The 17,605-nt window shown below is 57.2% G+C and carries 14 protein-coding genes and 1 riboswitch; of the genes, 7 read left to right on the plus strand and 7 right to left on the minus strand.

Features of this window, described 5'->3' with window-relative positions; all coding sequences use genetic code 11:
• The first annotated feature begins 7 nt into the window (after positions 1-7).
• The 5 genes from AC2FLD_RS06590 to AC2FLD_RS06610 all read left to right on the plus strand — a co-directional run bounded on the left by AC2FLD_RS06590 (position 8) and on the right by AC2FLD_RS06610 (position 4,172).
• Positions 8-673 carry a D-lyxose/D-mannose family sugar isomerase gene (locus tag AC2FLD_RS06590; RefSeq protein WP_496668039.1) on the plus strand — a complete coding sequence of 222 codons (666 nt, stop codon included), beginning with the start codon at positions 8-10 and terminating at the stop codon, positions 671-673.
• 99 nt (positions 674-772) lie between these two features.
• Positions 773-969: riboswitch (cobalamin riboswitch) on the plus strand.
• A 98-nt stretch (positions 970-1,067) separates the two neighbouring features.
• Positions 1,068-1,424 carry a DUF1636 family protein gene (locus tag AC2FLD_RS06595; RefSeq protein WP_496668040.1) on the plus strand — a complete coding sequence of 119 codons (357 nt, stop codon included), beginning with the start codon at positions 1,068-1,070 and terminating at the stop codon, positions 1,422-1,424.
• Positions 1,421-2,197, plus strand: a complete 777-nt coding sequence (locus AC2FLD_RS06600; protein WP_496668041.1) for an ABC transporter ATP-binding protein — start codon at positions 1,421-1,423, stop codon at positions 2,195-2,197. Before AC2FLD_RS06595 ends, AC2FLD_RS06600 begins: the two co-directional genes overlap by 4 nt.
• A gap of 12 nt (positions 2,198-2,209) precedes the next feature.
• Positions 2,210-3,160 (plus strand): ABC transporter substrate-binding protein, encoded by a 951-nt coding sequence (locus tag AC2FLD_RS06605; protein ID WP_496668042.1) that lies wholly within the window; start codon positions 2,210-2,212, stop codon positions 3,158-3,160.
• 1 nt (position 3,161) lies between these two features.
• On the plus strand, positions 3,162-4,172 hold the full coding sequence (locus tag AC2FLD_RS06610) for a FecCD family ABC transporter permease (RefSeq protein ID WP_496668043.1): 1,011 nt from the start codon (positions 3,162-3,164) through the stop codon (positions 4,170-4,172).
• Between the two features lie 2 nt (positions 4,173-4,174).
• On the opposite strand, the gene AC2FLD_RS06615 is transcribed toward AC2FLD_RS06610, so the two are convergent.
• Complete coding sequence (locus AC2FLD_RS06615; protein ID WP_496668044.1) at positions 4,175-5,065, minus strand: LysR family transcriptional regulator; 891 nt, start codon at positions 5,063-5,065, stop codon at positions 4,175-4,177.
• Positions 5,066-5,180: 115 nt separating this feature from the next.
• Here AC2FLD_RS06615 and AC2FLD_RS06620 point away from each other — a divergent pair, with 115 nt between their 5' ends.
• Positions 5,181-6,731 (plus strand): proton-conducting transporter transmembrane domain-containing protein, encoded by a 1,551-nt coding sequence (locus tag AC2FLD_RS06620; RefSeq protein ID WP_496668045.1) that lies wholly within the window; start codon positions 5,181-5,183, stop codon positions 6,729-6,731.
• 20 nt (positions 6,732-6,751) lie between these two features.
• Entirely contained in the window at positions 6,752-9,157 is a 2,406-nt protein-coding gene (locus AC2FLD_RS06625) for a YbcC family protein (protein ID WP_496668046.1), read from the plus strand.
• A gap of 49 nt (positions 9,158-9,206) precedes the next feature.
• Here AC2FLD_RS06625 and AC2FLD_RS06630 read toward each other — a convergent pair whose 3' ends face one another.
• The 6 genes from AC2FLD_RS06630 to AC2FLD_RS06655 all read right to left on the minus strand — a co-directional run bounded on the left by AC2FLD_RS06630 (position 9,207) and on the right by AC2FLD_RS06655 (position 17,553).
• Positions 9,207-10,004 (minus strand): inositol monophosphatase family protein, encoded by a 798-nt coding sequence (locus AC2FLD_RS06630; protein ID WP_496668047.1) that lies wholly within the window; start codon positions 10,002-10,004, stop codon positions 9,207-9,209.
• Positions 10,005-10,195: 191 nt separating this feature from the next.
• Positions 10,196-12,640, minus strand: coding sequence for a GcvT family protein (locus AC2FLD_RS06635; RefSeq protein WP_496668048.1), 2,445 nt, complete (start codon positions 12,638-12,640; stop codon positions 10,196-10,198).
• An 8-nt stretch (positions 12,641-12,648) separates the two neighbouring features.
• Positions 12,649-13,530 carry a phosphotransferase gene (locus AC2FLD_RS06640; RefSeq protein WP_496668049.1) on the minus strand — a complete coding sequence of 294 codons (882 nt, stop codon included), beginning with the start codon at positions 13,528-13,530 and terminating at the stop codon, positions 12,649-12,651.
• A gap of 1 nt (position 13,531) precedes the next feature.
• Entirely contained in the window at positions 13,532-15,523 is a 1,992-nt protein-coding gene (locus AC2FLD_RS06645) for an ABC transporter permease (RefSeq protein WP_496668050.1), read from the minus strand.
• On the minus strand, positions 15,520-16,542 hold the full coding sequence (locus AC2FLD_RS06650; RefSeq protein ID WP_496668051.1) for a quaternary amine ABC transporter ATP-binding protein: 1,023 nt from the start codon (positions 16,540-16,542) through the stop codon (positions 15,520-15,522). Before AC2FLD_RS06650 ends, AC2FLD_RS06645 begins: the two co-directional genes overlap by 4 nt.
• Positions 16,543-16,617: 75 nt before the next feature.
• A complete protein-coding gene (locus AC2FLD_RS06655; protein ID WP_496668052.1) occupies positions 16,618-17,553 on the minus strand; it encodes an ABC transporter substrate-binding protein in 936 nt (311 codons plus the stop codon).
• Positions 17,554-17,605 lie beyond the last annotated feature (52 nt).

Consider the following 17,605-nt stretch of genomic DNA (forward strand, 5'->3'; position numbering starts at 1 on the left):
TTAGCCAATGAAGCGATCCGAAATAAACCGCATCAAGTCTGAAGCGCAGACTTTCATCCAATCCTTCGGAGCAGTGTTGCCGCCTTTCGCATATTGGTCGCCCGAGCAGCTGCGCAGCCCTGAGGCGCAGACGATCCGAGACCGGGGCTTGGGTTGGGACATTACCGATTACGCCCAAGGCCGGTTTGACGAGTTGGGCCTTTTTCTTTTTACCCTGCGCAATGGTGAAGTGAACGATTTGAAATCCGGTCGTGGGATGCTGTACGCAGAAAAGCTATTGATCTCGAAAGATAAACAGCTATCCCCAATGCATCGTCACATCGTAAAGGCTGAAGACATCATCAACCGGGGCGGCGGCGATCTGGTGCTGGAGATTTACGCGTCAGACCCTGAGGGAGGCATCGACCGGGACACGCCTATTACGGTGCCAAGCGATGCCTGCCCGGTTACCCTAAAACAAGGCGAGCATCTGCGCCTGAAACCAGGGCAAAGCGTGACCTTGATGCCAGGCGTCTGGCACGCTTTTTGGGCAGAACGCGGCGATTGCCTGATTGGCGAGGTTTCGACCGTGAATGACGACCGCACCGATAATGTGTTCGAAGACCCAATCCCGAGGTTCTCGAAAATCGAGGAAGATGCCGAACCCGATTTCCTTCTTGTTTCAGACTACTAAGGTTGATCCAGTTGAGCCTGTGCAAAAGGAATAGCGGGCACAACACTTGTTTTTCGTGCCAGCCCCAGTTTCCTACCGCTTGACAAGTCTTGCATTGCCGGACTAGCTGATCTCGATGGTTCCGCAAGGGATGAAAATGGGAATACGGTACGGCGCACCCTTGCGCCAAGTCCGTGACTGCCCCCGCAACTGTAAGCGGAGAGCGACGCCACTTCACCACTGACCTCGAGGGGTTGGGAAGGTTGGCCGAGCCTTGACCCGCAAGTCAGGAGACCTGCCATCGCATGTTAAACCAACCCGGGGCGGGGCGTCCTGGAAGGAGGCTCGATGGCGCGTTTGCGTGAAAACCCGGTATGGTCCCCCTGTCTGTGTCCGACAAAAGACGGAGACGGCAATGACCACCTATCCTGAGCATTTCGTTCTGATCTGTTCCACATGTCAAGGAACGATGACGGCGGAAGCCGTGCAAACCGCATTGGACGATCGGTTGCCAGACGGTTTTGAAATCCGGTTGATTGCCTGCATGGCAGGTTGTGAACGGGCCATGACCGTTGGTTTTCAGGCTACGGGAAAAGCGCAGTACCTGTTTGGCGATATTGAGACGGCCAACGATCTGACCGCTCTGGTTGAATTTGCAACCCAGTTTGGCGACAGCAAAGACGGCTGGACCAGCGCTTCAGATCGCCCCCCTGCCCTGTTTGCCAAAACCTTGTCGCGGATGCCTGCCATGCCATCGCAGGGGGCTTCATGAGTTTTCTGGTTGTCGAAGATCTGGAGTACTATGCCCTGAATGGCGATGTGCTGCTTCAGGATGTGTCATTCAGTCTCGACGAAGGCTCAATTCTCGCAATCGCTGGACCAAATGGTGCCGGAAAAACCACTCTGCTGAACTTGCTGTGCGGAATTGAAAGGCTGGTTCTGGGGGACGTTCGCGTCCGAAATCAAAGCCTCCGTACTCTTACCGCTCATGAACGTGCTCGAACCATTGCAGTGGTTGGCCAGCAGGAAATGCCAGATGCTCGATTGCGTCTGCGCGACTATGTTGCTCTGGGGCAAATCCCGATTAAAGCTGATCGATCGGCAGGAGAACATAAAGAGGATCTTGATCGGGTTCTGGCGACGGCCGGTCTGTTGCATCTTGCCGGAAAACCCATAGGCCAACTATCGGGAGGCGAACGCCAGCGGGCGCATATCGCGCGGGCGCTGGCACAAAACCCGTCTTTACTGTTTTTGGACGAACCGACAAACCATCTGGACCCGGATGCCAAGGGGCACATGCTGTCCTTGGTTGCCGAGTTGGGCGTAACGGTGGTCATGATCGTGCATGATCTGGTCATGATTCCGGAATTCGCCACCCATGTTGCGTTGATGAAATCCACACGCCTGACAGGGTTCGGACCTGTTAGCGACGTACTGACCCCCGACCGGGTGCGCGACACCTTTGGCGTGGATTACCTGTGCTTTCAGCATGAAGGCCGCATGATCCCTGCCTTGGATATCCGAAAAAGAAAACTGTCATCATAACAGGAGCTTACAATGATGCACAAACTCTGGCCCGTGGCTTTGTTCACCGGTCTGGCCAGCGGCGCGGCTGCAGATGCTATAACAGTGGACAATTGCGGTGAAACGTTGGTGTTTGAAACCGCACCGGAACGTCTTGTCGTGCATGACATGAACATGACAGACATGGCTTTCGCCCTTGGCCTGCAAGACCAGATCGTGGGCCTGACCGGCATCACCGGATGGTACAAGACAAGCCCTGATTTTGAAGCGCAACGCGGCGAAATTCCTGAGCTTGCGCCCAAATACCCAACCATCGAAAACCTCGTCTCGGTCGAGCCGGACCTGTTCTTTGCAGGCTGGTATTATGGCATGAAGCCGGGTGGCGACGTGACCCCGGACACTTTGGAACCCTTCGGCATCAAGACCATGGTTCTGACCGAAAGCTGTATCCATTTGGACAAGGATCGCCCCACGGCCAGCATGGATCTGCTGTTCAACGACGTGTTGCGTCTTGGTCAGGTCATGCAGGTTGAAGACAAGGCCGAGGCACTGGTCGCGGGTTGGAAGGACCAACTGACCGCCATCGAAGCGAAAACTGTCGACTTGGCGAAAACGCGCGTCTTCCTCTTGGATGGGCCAGCAGATGCGCCTTTCACAGCCGGCAAATTCGCAATTCCCGACGCAATGATTGCAGCGGCCGGAGGCGAAAGCGTGACCCATGATCTGGAAACAAGCTGGGGCCGCACTTCGTGGGAGGCCGTGGCTGCCGCCAACCCTGAGTTCCTGGTATTGCTGGACTATCAGACCGGAAACGGTGCAGAAGATACTTTCCAGTTTCTGAAAGATCATCCAGTTATGTCACAAACCGATGCCGTCAAGAACGAACGCTGGATTGGCCTGCGTTACGAAGAACTGACACCTGGACCGGCGAACATTGAAGCCATTGAGAAGATGGCCAAAGCGATGCATCCGGAGATCAACTGATATGGTCCATTTGGGCCGTTCGATATTGCTGGGGGCGATCGTTTTGATCGCCCTTTTGCTGCTGTCCATCGTTTATGGAACGACGCAAATTCCGGTGCGCGACGTGATCTCGGCGATTGGCCTGGGTACGGGTCTTGTCGAAGGTGACATGTCCCCCATGCACCGGATCGTGTTTGACTTGCGCCTGCCCCGAGCTTTGTTCGCTGCGGTGATTGGCGCGGGTCTTGGGGTTGTAGGTGTGGTTCTGCAAACCACTACGCGCAACGATCTGGCCGACCCTTTTCTGTTTGGCCTATCCTCGGGTGCGGCTGCGGGTGCGGTTCTGGTGATCACTGTCACCGGGGATGTACTGGGCATATGGACCTTACCTTTGGCCGCGTTTTGCGGGGGTCTGATCGCATCGGCTATCGTTCTGGCACTGGTCCAGGGTTTGCGCACAAGTGCGCCGGAAAAATTGATTCTAGCCGGTTTAGCCGTCTCCTTTCTGTTTTCCGCAATCACGAACTACTTGATTTTCTCTGGCGACAATCGCGCGGCGCATTCGGTCATATTCTGGATGCTGGGTGGGTTGGGACTCGCCCGGTGGCAGACATTCCCCCTGGTCGTGATCGGTCTGGGGTTGATCCTGAGCTACGCCCTTTATCGCAGCCGCTGGCTAGATGCGTTGCTGACTGGTGATTTCACAGCCTCTTCACTTGGTATCCCGGTTCAGGGCTTACGTTTTCGCATGTTCTTTGTCGCCGCTTTGGCAACGGCCAGCTTTGTGTCCGTGGTTGGTGTCATCGGCTTTGTGGGCCTGATGGTGCCTCATATCGCGCGCGGCATTGCTGGCACGCTGCACCGGAATCTGTTGGTCACTTCAGCCATTGTGGGGGCGATCCTGCTGACGCTGTCGGATATTCTGTCGCGCCTCCTTCTGGCCCCCCAGGAACTGCCCGTGGGCATCGTGACAACGTCAATCGGCTCGCTTTTTGTATTCTTGTATCTGTTCAAATCGTCGCGCGGTGACTAAGTTCAGCCATTCGCCCAGTTATTTGTTTCGTAGGACAAAAGTTCTTGCACCAAAGGGTTTGGGAACCGGCGTTTGAATGTGATCGCGTGGAAGTTTTCCTTGATTTTCGGGTGCTCCTGCGCCTCGACCAACCGACCCGAATTCAACTCATCCCGAACCACGATCGGCGCCACCAGAGCCAGGCCAATGTCTTCCCGCGCCAGCAGCCGCATCATGGCCATGTCGTCCACCTCAGCGGCCACCTGAGGGCGCACCGACATGCGGCTGGCCATGGCGTCAAAGGCTGTGCGGACAGTGTTGTTCATTGTAGGCAGGATGAAAGGTTGTTCTTCCAAAAGGTCCCGTATGGGACGTTTCGGATCCAGACGATCCGGAGTGCCCACGATGCTTACCGGTTGTTCCGCCAGATGATGGGTGACGAAATTGGTCAAGCTGTCGCTTGCCGGTTCATGATTCATGAGGACCAGGTCGAAATTGAGCGTCTTTAGACCTTCCAGCAGCTCACTTGGGTTGCCAGACCTTAAGATGACCTCGACATCAACACGCGACAAAATGGGCCGCAAAAAGCGAATCTGAAAGTTCCGAGATAGGGTGGATTGCGCCCCTACTCTGAGGGCCTGCCGCGCATTCCCGGCATCTTGCAAGGTTGCCACAAGTTCCTGACCTGTAGCAAAAATCGCATCGGCATGGTCCAGAGCAATATGTCCGGCTTCGGTGAGGTGCAGCTTGCGACCTCTGCGTTCGAACAGCGGATGACCAAGGCGGTCTTCCAACTCCTTGATCTGCACGGACAACGCTGACTGGGACAGATTCAGACGCTGCGCCGTCCGTGTCAGGTTCCCGTCATGCGCGACGGCCCAGAAATATCGAAGGTGATGATAGTTCAGCGGCATATAGTTCTATTTAAACGAACGATAATCATCAAACAATGTATTTTTCATATGTTAGGCCGCGACATATCTCGATCTGAACAAATCAAGTCAATGTCGAACGTCAAGGGACACATGAATGAGCTACCTGCTTCTTCCCCTCCTTAGTCCATTAATCCTGTTGGGATCTGCGTATTATTGCAGCCGACATCCGGGGGTCCGACCGCGTAATTTGCCTAAAGTCGCAGAATGGGCTGCCTTGGCGGCCATTGCCGTGTCTGCTTTGGCGGTAACATTGTTGATTGCAAAAGGACCAGGAACCTCTGCGCTGATCGGGTTCTGGGGCATGGGATTGTCGGTCCAACTGGATGCCGTGAGCGCAACGATGCTGGTTCTGGTCAGCTTTATAGGCTGGATCGTGCTGCGCTATTCGGCGACTTACATGGATGGCGAGCAAAGGCAGGGTGCCTTTACCGGTTGGATGTTGGTCGCCTTGGCGTCTGTTCTGCTACTGGTCATGTCCGGCAACATCATCCAACTTCTTGGGGCTTGGATCGCGACAAGTTTAGCATTGCATCAACTGTTGTTGTTCTACCCCGAACGCACCACGGCACAACGCGCGACACGAAAAAAGGCCGTTGTGGCGCGGATCAGCGAAGCCGCGCTAACGCTGGCTGTGGTCCTGTTGATCATTGGCTACGGCACGACCGATATCGCCAAGATCCTTTCGTCGGCGCAGCCAACCCTGACAACAATTGTTGCTGCCCTATTGATCGCATTGGCGGCCGTGCTGGCGTCAGCTCAGTTTCCGGTCCACGGGTGGTTGACCGAGGTTATGGAAGCACCGACACCCGTGTCTGCTCTGCTGCATGCCGGAGTGATCAATGCGGGCGGATTCTTGTTGATCCGTTTTGCCGACGTGATGCTTGTTGCACCGGGCATAATGGCCTTATTGGTCATGCTGGGCGGGTTCACCGCGCTGTTCGGCGGCTTGGTTATGCTGACACAGCCCGCGGTCAAGACATCTCTGGCGTGGTCCACAATCGCCCAGATGGCGTTCATGATCATGCAGTGCGGCCTTGCCCTGTTCCCGCTGGCGCTGCTGCATATCGTGGCGCATTCGCTCTATAAAGCCCACGCTTTCCTGAGCGCGGGTGAGGCCGTGCGCAACGTGGCCGCCATTCGCCGGCCGGGGCCGGTGGCTGTACCAAGTGCCCACAATGTACTGCTGGCCTTTGCAACCGGCATTCTGATCTACGGCGCAGTGGCTTCGGTGTTCGGGATTGACAGGAAATCTGTTCAGGCCATTGCACTGGGCGTGATCCTGATCTTTGGTGTTGCTTATCTGCTGGCGCAGGGGTTTGCGGATGCCGCCCCCGGTGCCCTGACCCGCCGCACCGTCATCTATGCCAGCGCAACCTCTGTCAGCTACTTCGTACTGCAAATCGCGGCGCAGCGCCTGACATCTGGCACCTTGCCGCCCACACCTGCTGCGGGTCCGCTGGAATGGGCTCTGATTGTTCTCGCGCTCATCAGCTTTGGCGCCGTGGCGCTAGCGCAATCGACTTTCCTGCTTTGGGCCTCGCATCCGGCAGCGGCTGGTATCCGGGTGCATCTGTCAAACGGTCTTTATGCAAATGCAATCTTTGACCGGCTGCTGGACGGATGGTCCACGCGCCGGACTGTATGAATGGGGGATCAGACAAGTATATGAAACACGAAAGCTATCCTGCTCAGCTTCTGGAACTTGTCGCGATTGCAAATGACGCTGTACGTCAGATCCCCCCTCTGTTTCCGCTGGCTGCAAATGTCGCCGTGAATCCTTTCTTGGGTCAGACGGAAGACACCCTCGCTGTTACGGCTGCGCGCCTTGGCCGCGTTGCTGGTGTGCGCATCACTCCTGACAGGCAAGTCATGGCCGAAAAGCTGAAGACCGGCGAGATGGTTGAGGGTGATCTGGTCGAGGCGATATCTCATGTTGAAAGCCGTTTTGATCCCTCGGGGCTTGAAAATGTGACGGCTGCTTTGACGGACGATGCGGTGCCACTTGCCCCATTGCCGACTGTTGCAGAACTGGCAGCCGAAATATCCGGCATCGACTGGCCGGAGTTGATAGAAGAGCGCATCGGAGCGTGGGCTGCCAGCCATTTTGACGAAGGTCAGGCCCTGTGGCAGCCTCGCCGTGTTGGCGGTGCGTTCAGCGCGTGGCGCGAGTTCGCGTCGCGCGACTTGACGCCCGAAATCAACGGGTTGAAAAGATTTGGCGCATTTGTAGCAGCAACCAACCGTTCGCAATGGCGCGCCATCGGGCGGGCGTCTGAAACTCTGGGCGTAACGCCTGAAGCGGCCGGCACTACCTTCCACCGGTTGTTGATCACGCTTGGCGGCTGGGCTCAATATGCGCGCCATCTGTTGTGGCAGGCCGAGCTGCAGGGTCAGACCGACACAACGACGGCCGAGTTGCTTGCCATTCGGATGGTGTTTGAAGAGGCCCTGTTCCACCAATACCGCGATCAGATTTCGGCGCGTTGGTCGGAAACCATCGCAATGCACGAAACCCCGATAGCTCCGTCCCGGGACATGGTGATTGATGCCATTCTGCAGGATGCCGCTGAACGGGCTCAACAGCGCAAGTTGAGCGAAGCTTTGGACCGACGTCAACCAAGGGCAACCGAAGGCCGCCCAATAGTACAAGCTGCGTTCTGCATTGACGTTCGGTCCGAGGTATTCCGCCGGGCGCTGGAAGCGCAGGATGCGGGCATCGAGACCATCGGCTTTGCCGGGTTCTTCGGGTTGGCCAGTGCGCACAAATGCGCAGGATCTGACGTGACCGAACTGCGTGGTCCAGTTCTGCTGAACCCCAATGTCACGTCCAAAGCGGCAGAAGACACATTATCTGATCTAGACCGTCGCTACACGGCCCGCGCGAAAAGAGCGTGGGGTCGGTTCAAACTGGCTGCTGTTTCGTCCTTTGCCTTTGTCGAGGCGACCGGCCCGATCTACGCGGGTAAATTGCTGCGGGACTCGCTGGCTGCCAATGGCAGGACAACCAGATTTGACCCCGCACCGAAACTGGATCCTTCGATGGATCTAGCCACGCGCGTCAATACCGCCAAAGCCATTCTGGGCGCGATGTCGCTGACCAGCAATTTCGCGCGTATCGTGATGCTGGCTGGACACGGTGCGGATGTTACCAACAATCCGCACGAAAGCGCGTTGCAATGCGGTGCCTGCGGTGGTCACGCGGGGGATGTCAGCGCCCGGCTTCTCGCCAGCCTTCTGAACGACAACCAGGTACGGAAAGGTTTGCAGGGCAAGGGGATCGACATCCCGTCAGACACCTTGTTCCTGCCAGCGTTGCACAACACGACGACGGATGGTGTTACCCTGTTTGATCAGGATCATCCTGCGGAATTGTGGGCGCCGCAGATCGCACAGCTGAAGGCCTGGCTTGCCGAGGCCGGGCGTCTTGCTCGCGCCGAGCGTGCGGCGCGGCTGCCCCGGGCCAGCGGCGAAAGTGATGTTGCGCGCCGCGCCAACGACTGGGCCGAATTGCGCCCTGAATGGGGGTTGGCAGGCTGCCGTGCCTTTATCGCCGCGCCGCGCAGCCGGACTGACGGGACCGGTTTGGCCGGGCAGTCGTTCCTGCACAGTTATGACTGGCGCTCGGACGAAGGGTTTGGCGTGCTGGAGTTGATCATGACCGCCCCGGTTGTCGTGGCCAGTTGGATCAGCTTGCAGTATTATGGCTCGACCGTTGCGCCGGGGCTGTTCGGAGGTGGCAACAAACTGCTTCACAACGTGGTCGGCGGGATCGGCGTTGTCGAGGGGAACGGAGGCGCTTTGCGCCCTGGGCTGCCCTGGCAATCGGTTCATGATGGTGAAACTTTCCAGCATGACCCTCTGCGACTGTCGGTTGTCATCGAAGCCCCGCGTGAGGCCATGAACGATATTCTGAAGCGCCACGCAAATGTAAAAGCGCTGTTTGACAACCGTTGGCTTCACCTGATCGCAATGGATGAAAACGGCGATCTGGCATGGCGTTACACAGATGATCTGGAATGGAGCCCAATCGCCAAAGCTGCAAGCTCTGAGCAGGCCATTGCAGCTGAATAGCTAATAATGAAAGGGCCCGGTACATGTTGCCGGGCCTTTGTTCATCAGACTATCCGTTGATCAACTCCAGAAGGTCAGCGTGTAATTCCGGAGTCGCCGCAGATACGACCGCGCCATCTGACTCAAGCGTCAAAGTTCTGCCCTGCCAATCGGTAATCACGCCACCGGCTGCTGTGACAAGTGGCGCGACCGCCAAATAGTCGTAAGGTTGTAAATCATAATCCACTACAGCGTCCACATGCCCCGCAGCCAGCAGCGCGTGTGGGTAACAGTCATATGCAAACCGACGTGTCTGCCCGGCCTGCATCAAGCGGGTGAACAGGTCCGGATAATCGCGATGGATCTTGTCGCCTTCGTTCACGTAGAGGATCGACTGTTCCAAACGCTTTTGCTGCGAAGCCCGAATGGGTTTGCCGTTCAGTGTGGCCGCCTCCCCCACGCCCCCCACATACACCTCATTCAAAGCAGGCATTCCGACCAATCCCAACTGAGGCTGCCCCTCAACCAGATATGCCAAAAGGAACCCGAACAGAGGATGACCGGACAGAAACGACCTGGTTCCGTCGATTGGGTCGATGACCCACATGTGCCGGCCATCACCGGCTTGTTTCCCATGTTCTTCACCGAAGATTCCATGCGCGGGGAAATGTCGCTTCAGGTAGGCCCGAACCTCAGCTTCCACCGCTTTGTCGGCTTGCGTCACGGGGCTTTCATCCAGTTTGAATTCAACGCCCAGAGACCCACGGAAAAACCGCATCCCGGTCGTGGATGCGATATTCGCCATCTGAACGGCGTGTTCCTTAAACGTATGAGTGTCGACCATTTCGGCCCTTTCGAAAGGGGTCATCCGCAGGGTCACAGATGACAGGTTTTGTCAATAAAGGTGCGGGCCCGCAGCGACTGGACCCCGCCGTTTGAAGCAGTCGGTGCTTCATTCTAAGACTTTCATCAAACCATTTTCCCACCAGCAGAAAAACACCGTGTATGGCATGGAAAAGCCCCGGCGTTGAACGTCGGTATCGCAGCAGCTTTTTCGTCTCAGATCTTAATGCGCTCCATCTTTGGATCGTAAAGCGGCAGCAACGTCGCCTGGCATGGCACCCGCCGAGTGGCGACGTCCAATTCGTACTCTCCCGAAGTGACATATTCCGCATCAACCCCATCAGGGTTGCGGACATAGCCGTACCCGATGGATTCCCCGATTGTATAGCCATACCCACCAGAGGTCAGCCAACCAACGCGTTTGCCGTTCCGATAGATTGTTTCCCGCCCCAGCAAGACAATGTCCGGGTCAACTGTGAAACAGGCCAGCATCTTCTTGACGCCCTCGGCCTTTTGCTTCTCAGACGCGGCGCGGCCCTTGAATTCCACATCCTTGCGCAACTTCACGGCCCAACCCAACCCGCTTTCGAAGGGCGTATGATCCGGCCCGATATCAGAACCCCAAGCGCGATAACCTTTCTCAAGCCGAAGCGATTCAATGGCACGGTAACCTGCGTTGACCAAGCCATGTGTCTTGCCTGCCTCCATCAGCACCGAATAGACGGTCTGCGCGTATTCGACCGGCAGGTGAAGCTCCCAACCAAGCTCGCCTACATAGGTCACGCGCAGTGCCTTGACCGGACACCCGGCGATACCGATGGTGCGGATCGTACCGAAATTGAACCCGTCATTGGACACGTCATCGCGTGTCACAGCTGCAAGAATGTCCCTCGCTTTTGGCCCCATCAGCGACAACACTGCGTTGGACGAGGTGATATCGAACAACTGACAGTTCAAACCCTTGGGAATATTGCGGCTGATCCAGTCGAAATCATGGGTGGCAAAACCGGTGCCGGTGACGATGTAGAACTCGTCATGCGCCACACGACCGACAGTCAGATCACATTCGATCCCGCCCTTGTCGTTCAGCATCTGGGTATAGACCAGCGCTCCAACCGGTTTGTCCACGTCATTAGCACAGATCCAGTTCATCGCAGCCAGCGCATCCGGACCTTTCAGCGCAAATTTGGCAAACGACGTCTGGTCGAACAGCACGGCCACTTCACGTGCCGCTTTATGCTCGCGGCCCACGGCGTTGAACCAGTTCTGACGACCAAAGCTGTACTCGTCCTTGGGCGCCTCTCCCAACGCAGCATCCGCGTACCAGTTCGGGCGTTCCCAACCAAGCTTCTCACCAAAGCACGCGCCCTGCGATTTCAGCGTATTGTAGAGCGGCGACTTGCGGCAGGGACGACCGGAGTCATGCTCCTCATACGGCCAACCCATCGTGTAGTGCTTGCCATAAGCCTCGACCGTGCGGGTGCGCACCCAATCGGTGTCGAAATGCGGGCGGCCAAAGCGGCGGATGTCGGCGGACCACAGGTCAAACGGAGGTTCTCCCTTATGTACCCATTCGGCGAGCGCCATGCCCGCACCGCCACCAGCGGCGATGCCGAATGCGTTGAAGCCCGCGCCGACAAAGAAATTGCTCAACTCGGGCGCTTCACCGATGATGAAGTTGCCATCCGGCGTAAAGCTCTCTGGCCCATTGGTCAGGGTTTTCACACCTGCATTCTCCAGCGCGGGAACACGACCCAGTGCCAGTTCCATCAACTGTTCAAAATGGTCAAAATTGCTATCCAGAAGCGTGTAGTGGAAGCCCTGCGGAATGCCCTTCGTGGCCCATGGAATCGGGTTCGGTTCATAGCCGCCCATGACCAGCCCGCCAACTTCTTCCTTGTAATACGTCAGGCGATCCGGGTCGCGCAGGGTTGGCAGGTTGGAGGGCACGTCAAACGGTTCAGTGACCATATACTGATGTTCCATCGGCACCAGCGGCACGTTCACGCCATAGCGACCAGCAAAGGTACGGGTCCACTGACCGGCGCAACAGATCACCTTTTCGCATTCGATCCGGCCATGTTCGGTGATGACCGCGCGGATTTTGCCGTTTTCGATCTCGATATCGGTGACTTTGGTATCCTCGAATATCCGAGCCCCAGCCATGCGCGCGCCTTTGGCCAACGCCTGCGTGATATCCGATGGGTTGGCCTGACCATCCGTTGGCAGATAGGCTGCCCCGATCACGTCTGACACATCCATCAACGGCCACAGCTCCTGCGCCTCGGACGGCGTCAGCAATTGCATGTCCAGACCAAAGGAATGCGCAGTTGTGGCTTGCCGTTTCACCTCGGTCCAGCGTTCCTCGTTACAGGCCAGACGCAACCCGCCATTCATCTTCCAACCGGTGCCAAGTCCCGTTTCCTCTTCGATCTTGTTATACAGATCGACCGAATAACCCAGCAATTGCGTGATATTGGCGTTCGAACGCAACTGCCCCACCAAACCCGCGGCATGGAAGGTCGTGCCCGAGGTCAGTTTTTTACGCTCCAGCAGCACGGTATCGGTCCAACCCAGCTTGGCCAGATGATATGCGGTTGAGCAGCCGATAATCCCGCCGCCGATAATGACGGCTTTGGCTGTTTTCGGAAGGTCGGTCATGTCTGTCCTCAGGAATTTTTGAATTCGGTAAGGGCCGCGCGGAACCGCGCGAGGTTTTCGGCTGTGTAAGCTGCGTAGTCGAAATCGATGTCCGAGGTGATCTCGGACACCATGCTCCACATGGTTTCGCGCAGCAGCGAGGCGCATTTCATCGCCGTATAGCGATGGCGCAGGTCGTCGGTGACAGGGGCTTCAAAGTAAGTCTCAAGCACCCAATCTTCCTGTCCCGGTGTCAGGCCATTGTTCGAGGCCAGCCCACCCAGATCGAATAGCGGTGAATTGAACCCGGCATAGTCAAAATCGATAAGCCACAGGCGGTTGCCATCATCCAGAAAGTTGCCGCAGAGCAGGTCGTTATGGCCGAACACTATGTCATAGGGTCCAGCCTCGGCTTCGAGCGTGTTGCCTGTTTGAACCAATTCCGGGATCAGGCCCGCATGGGTGCTGCCGCGTTCGGTCAAAGTGGCGGCATAGTCGCGGATGACGTGGAACACCCAGAACACAAGCGACGGGCCGCGCAGGTGCTTGGGCACTTCGGTATGGCACGCCTTCATCAGTTCCAACACGCGGGGCAGCATGTCCGAGTGGCGCACATCCTCCTCTGTCAGGGTGCGGCTTTCAATAAACTCCAGAACCGTCATATCGCATGAGGAATGCACCACTGCCGGAGACAACCCGGCGGCATGAGCAGCTTTGCTCGCGGCCAGTTCGTTGAATCGCATCACCTGATGCAGAGGAATGTCGTCTCCGACACGCACCACATATGACGCGCCGCCATCGGTGACCTTGTAGTTCACATTGGTGATGCCGCCAGTCAGAGGCGTGGCCTCGATCTCTCCCTGCCAGATCGGCAGGTCGCGGATGCGGCTGATCAGATCGGATTGGCTCATGTTAGCTCTCCAGTCCAAAGCGGATGCGGGCTTGACGCGCGCTGGCATTGATCAGGCGGTCGGCGATGATGGCGATGAAGGCGATGGCCAGACCGGCCACCAGCCCTCTGCCCGTGTCGGCCTTGGTTAGGGCGATATAGACCTCCTGGCCCAGATCACGGGTTCCGACGAGGGCGGTGATCACCAGCATCGAAAGGGCCAGCATAATGGTCTGGTTGATACCCAGCAGGATTTCCGGCAGCGCCATCGGCAGCCGGATATGACGCAACAGCTGCCTCCGGGTGCAGCCTGAAACCAGGCCGGCCTCGATCAGTTCCTCATTGACCGATCGCACTCCGTGGGCCGCATAGCGCACTGCCGGAGCCAGCGCGTATAGGACGATGGCGATCAGGGCGGTGAAGTCTCCGACCCGGAACAGCATCACCACAGGGATCAGATAGACAAAGCTGGGCAGTGTTTGCAGCGTGTCGATCAGCAGGTTGATGACTGCTCCGGCGCGCTTGTTCAACGCGGCCAGCACGCCCAGAGGCACCCCGATCAGCGTGGCAAGGATCACCGAAGCCCCGCACAAATAGACTGTGACCATCGCTTTGGACCACAGGCCCGATACCAGGATCAATGAGGCCATACCGCCACACAGCAGCGCCAGTCGCCATCCGTCCGCGTGCCAACCCAACAAGGTCAGCATCGCAATGGCCCAAGGCCACGGAATGCCCAACAGAACCGTCTTGATCGGGATCATGAACCACGTGAGGAAGAAAACTTTGATTGCCTCGAACACATCGAAGTAATTGACGTTCAGATACTCGACCGTGTTGTCCCAGAACGCGCCCGTGGTGATGGTCTGGTTCTCAGGATATTCGAGCAATAGCGGAGAGAACTGCCCCAGCACCCATGTCACAACCAAAAGGATCAGTACCAGAACCGTCCGGCGATGGCGCGCGACCCACGAGCCCGGTTGGTCGTGATGTACCTGACCCATCCGTTCGGCAAAGGCCTGGCTCAGCCGGTCGACTGCAATGGCCAGAACCACGATGGCGATCCCGGCCTCAAACCCCGCACCAATGTCCAGACGGCGCAGCGCGGCGAGGACATCAAAGCCCAGCCCTCCGGCCCCGATCATCGAGGCGATGATAACCATGTTCAGCGTTAGCATGATCACCTGATTGACGCCTACCATCAGGCTATGGCTGGCTGATGGCACCAGCACGCGCCACATCAACTGACGCTGAGTTGTACCCGCCATGCGTCCGAAATCGAGGATCTCGGGATCCACGCCTTTCAGCGCCAGCGTGGTAATTCGTACCATGGGCGGCGTGGCATAGATGATCGTGGCAACCAGGGCCGAGATCGGGCCAAAGCCGAACATGAACAGGATTGGCACCAGATAGGCAAATATCGGGATCGTCTGCATCAGGTCCAGAATGGGCGAGATGATTTTCTCGAACAACGGATGGCGATAGGCGAGGATGCCCAACAGCAGCCCTCCGCCCGCGCCAATAGGCACCGCAATCAGGACCGAGGCCAGCGTCACCATCGCGCTGTCCCATTGCCCGAAAACCGCCAGATATATGAAACAGGCCCCGACCAGCGCGGCCAGCGCCCAATCGCGACAATACTGACCCAAGGCAACGACGGCGGTGATCACGACGATCCAGCTGATTGCAGGCAGGATGACCTGTGCATCGCTGCCCTGACCGCTGACAAACCCATCCGCCAACAGGGCCAGCACCAGATTATAAGGTTGTTCGATCGTCCACGCCACAGCGCGGGTGAGGTCCGTGAACGAGACCGGCCCAATGGCAGCATCCTCGATCAGCCATTTCATCGCCGAGGAGACATAGGTCTTGAACGGGATAACCCAGGCCGAAGGGAACTTGGTCAGCCAACGTGCATCCAGCGCCTTGCCCAGATCGCGGCCATAGTACCCAAGTACGATCGTGATCAGAACAAGGGCCAGAGCGATGGCCTGAGTTCTGTTCAGCCGGATCATGCCGTGTCCCCTTCCCCAAACAGCACACGCGCAACGGCTTTGCGGTCAATCGCGCCTACAGGCTGCCCCTCGGTATCAACCACAGGGATCGGCGCGTCAGCGGCGATGATACGTTCGGCTACGTCCGATACGCGAGTGGACTGAAGGATGGGCTCTCCTTCTCCATCAGCGCCAGGGGACATGACGCCGCTGACGGTCAGAACCTTCGAGCGGGGAATATGTTTTGTGAACTCAGTGACGTAATCGGTAGCCGGGTTCATCACCAGCTCTTCGGGAGTGGCGATCTGGATCACCTCGCCATCCTTCATGATGGCGATGCGGTCGGCCAGACGGACAGCTTCTTCAAAGTCATGCGTAATGAAGACAATGGTCTTGTGCAGTCGCTCCTGAAGACGCAGGAATTCGTCCTGCATCTCTCGCCGGATCAAAGGGTCCAGGGCAGAAAACGGTTCGTCCAGAAACCATATGTCAGGCTCTGTCACCAGCGACCGGGCAATGCCCACACGTTGCTGTTGCCCTCCCGAGAGTTCACGGGGATAGTAATCCTCGCGACCTTTCAGCCCAACCAGTTCTACCACTTCACGCGCTTTGGCATCAGCTTCGGCTTTGGGTACGGCCTGAATGGTCAGCGGGAACATAACGTTTTGCAATACGGTCAAATGCGGCAGCAACGCAAAATGCTGGAACACCATGCCCATCTTGTGGCGACGAATTTCGATCAACTCTTTTTCGGAAGCGCGCAGCAGGTCGCTGCCATCGAACAAAACCTCGCCTCCGGTAGGTTCGATCAACCGTGACAGGCACCGGACCAGAGTGGATTTTCCGGAACCGGAAAGGCCCATGATCACAAAGATCTCACCTTCGGCAATTTCGATATTGGCGTTGCGCACAGCACCGATCACGCCTGCGCTACTTAGGTCTTCGACAGTTGGATCAGAGGTTTTTTGCAACAGCCGATCCGCATTCGCGCCGTAAAGTTTCCAGACGTTGCGGCAGGCCAGTTTTGTCTTGGGGGGCATCAGTGTGGTCCGGTAATTTAACGCAAAAGGGTCAGAGCGGTCCGAGAGAGCAAATGGCCCGCTCTGGCCAGTGGGTTATTCTGAGATCCAGCCCGACCAGCGGTCTTTGTTGGTCTCCATCCACCCTGCGACAACACTGTCAATTTCCACGCCCTCCAGATCGGCCTTGCCGACCATGGCGCTCATTTCGTCATTGTTGATGTTGTAGGCTTCGATGATGTCATAGGCACCGGGCCATTTTTCCTGCAGGCCGGACCAGGCGGCTTTCCAGATAGGCCCACGTGGTTTGCCGCAATCATAAGCCATGTTGGGGTTCACGCCGACGGATGGGTCGCTGTAGCATTCCGCGGAAAACGGCGGGAATTCAACAAATTGGCCATCGTATTTGGCCGGTGCCCAATGTGGGACGTAAACCCATAGAATAATTGGGTCCTGCCGCTGATAAGCTGACTCAAGCTCGGCAAACAAGGCCGCGTCAGTACCCGCATGTACCACCTCGAAATCCAGTTCCAGGGCTTCGACACGCTCTTCATCGAAGCCGCCCCAAGTAACCGGCCCACCGACGTAACGCCCGTTGGGTGCGGTTTCAGCGGTTGAGAATTCTTCGGCGCAATCGCGCAAAGCTTCCCAGTTTGGCAGCCCCGGGCAACGCTCTTTCATGTAGCTGGGATACCACCACTCTTCGATCGCCATCAGGCCGGTTTCCCCGACGTTGACAACATTTCCAGATGCCGTCGCCTCATCCAAGGCTTCCCGCCCGGTGGTTTCCCAGATTTCCATCGCCAGATGCAGGTCACCCGTTTTCAGTCCCGCGAATTGGGCGATGTAATCGGCCTGCACGTATTCGACATTGTAGCCGGCTTCTTCAAGGATCGAACCCATGATCTTGGTATTGATCAACTGACCCGACCAGTCGTGCAGCGTAAGCTTGATAGGGTCAGTCGACTCCACCGCCCATGCTGACGTGGCAGCTGCAAGTGCAAATGCCGTTAGTCCCAGTTTGCATTTCATAACACCTTCTCCCTGTCGTGATTTTTTTGATGAATCGGTGGTACTGGCTACA

The sequence above is a fragment of the Ruegeria sp. CDSA021 genome (genome assembly GCF_059612325.1).